General features: G+C 34.4%; 1 protein-coding gene. It reads right to left on the bottom strand.

The window, feature by feature from the left end; genetic code table 11:
- Positions 1-673: 673 nt before the first annotated feature.
- Positions 674-1,903, bottom strand: a complete 1,230-nt coding sequence (locus AACX68_RS06255) for a DUF1266 domain-containing protein (RefSeq protein WP_228860825.1) — start codon at positions 1,901-1,903, stop codon at positions 674-676.
- Positions 1,904-2,402: the final 499 nt, after the last annotated feature.

The raw sequence follows: 2,402 nt of genomic DNA, 5'->3' as shown, positions 1-2,402 counted from the left end.
TATAAAAACCTTTTCCACTAAATTGTCTTTTATTTCGCATAAAATTTCAGTTTACTCGCACTTTTGAACATTTCAGATACAGTTCATTTTTTTATCAATGAATTTATACCATTGCTTTATTTTTTAAATAAAATCAATGTATTGAACTTGTTTGTGCAAGTGAGGTATTTTTTATTTAATTACACGTGTTTACTTTATAAACTCAATTGTTAGAAAAGCTGTTTATTTAGAGCTTTCCTCATAAAATTGTCTGAAAGTAAGTAAAAGACACTGATTTCTATCTCATCATCTGACCATGCGCATATTAATATAATGAGGACTTTTGTATGAAGAGATGGTGAAGATTATCTAATTCAGCCTATTATATAAGCTGAAAAATAAACCTTATTTAATAGCCGATAATTTTCTCATCTAACGGTATATGTTGATTGATTTATCGCCACCTAACTTATTTTCACCCCATTTAATTCAGAATATCTGCATGAAATATCAAGAGTGACATTTGAGAGATAATACGTTCACCAGGATTAAATATTTATTCGGGATAGTAATAAGATGCGATAATTTAGAGCAAAATTACGCCAGCTAGATAATTACTGGCGTTTATACTCATATGGTTACCGAAGTAGATTGCATAATCAGTGAATACAGATAGCAACTGGTTTTTGACGGCTTATGGTTCATCAGCCCTGACTTGTTCTCTAATAGCATCATGCACTTCATTAAAATTAACCTCAGCATCTGGATTTTGTTCGGTTAAAACTTCAGTTAGTGCCTGAGCAAATGAATGGGTCTCGATTGGCGGTAACTCGCTATTCCAATTGATCGCAACTGTTGGGCTATTCGGATCATTCAGCAATGCACGGATAATACCAATATACTCGGACTGGCATTCAGCCCAGCCTTCATCAGTGGATGCCCAAAACCAGCGTGTAAGCGCAAAGTGGTACCACAGATCGTCCCATCCGCTATAAACCATTCGTAACAGTGGGGCGAGCATGAGCGTCCAGTTTTTAGCTTCCTGTTCCGTGATATATTGCAGCTTGCATCCGTTCAGGCACAGCATACTGAAACGAACATAGTCCCATGCCAAATATTGGATATTTTGAATATCGTTTTCATTGTCATACATCATGGTATAACGCCAGATGATTTCCTTCTTATCGTATGCATTCATATCACTTTGCTGAATGCCCGCTAAAATTTCATCAAATTCCGGTTTTGATAATTCACTGAGTTCATCTCGCATTTTGTAATAATCAACAGCATGCCCGTTAACCATTAGTTTAAATAACTGGAAAACTAGATCTTGCCGATTTTCAACTCCCCAGGCTGATGATAAGCCAGCGTCATCTTCTTCTGGAGAATAATCATTACAACTCCATCCATTAAAGTAGGCATAGGGAGCACCCAGTATTATGCCCCAATCAGAGGTTAAAAAAGGCTGCGGGTTATGAGGGAGATATATTTCGTTTCTTTCCTCTGGTATATCATTTGCATTTTGTGCCGAATTTTTTATATGCGTCAGTGTATCTTGATCAAATATAATGTAATTATCACCATTGTAGATAACGAGATCACATTGAAACTCATCAATAAGATAGTACAAGTATTCAGCACCGAATTGATGAAGGTTTTCAGGATTATTCTCGATAGATTCTGCATTATGCCATGAAGCCGGATTTTCTTCCGAAAGGTAAGCAACAATATAAGGTCTGGAATGAAATTCAGGATCTTCATTTATCGAAAACGAGTAGGCACCACTTCCCTCAGAAACGGAGCTGATAAGCCAAAAATCTGATGAGTGGAATATATTTAAAAGCTCAATAAAAAGTTTTCCCTTTTGTTCTTCTGATGTTGAATTATGCAATTCAATCCATGTATCTATTAATTTATCTGACATAGAAATAATATCCTTAATGAATAATCGAAACCTATCTGTATTATAAAATTAAAATTATTTTTTTATGGCGTTAATTGGATGATAAACTATCTGATATAGGAAGAGTAGAAATGAGAGTTAGTGTGTTCTTAATTAAGTTAATTATTCTAATGGTGAAATTTATATTTTACTAATATAAAATAAATAACTTATTATATTAACAATGTTGGTTAATTATATTTTATTCACTTATTTTTAATGATTGCCTGTAATTATTCAGCATTTACTTCATCGATTTGCTGACCTACAAGAAGCATGGCCAAAAGTGCTGGTACTTGTAAATAGGAGAAAGATGGCATGTATGGTCTTACACTAATTGTTATAGAAGAAACTCTGAATGATAATTCTGGTTTTATTTTTCCATATAAAAGGTTAAAACCACCGACTTTAGTCGGTCAGCTTTAGCTGCGATACTGTGTTGCACGAGAGGTGCAATATGGATTACAGATATGGCAGCCAC

Source organism: Xenorhabdus sp. PB61.4, assembly GCF_963894935.1.
GTDB lineage: Bacteria > Pseudomonadota > Gammaproteobacteria > Enterobacterales > Enterobacteriaceae > Xenorhabdus > Xenorhabdus stockiae.
The sequence above is the reverse complement of the archived record's forward strand: the minus strand, read 5'-3'. Positions and strand labels throughout refer to the sequence as shown.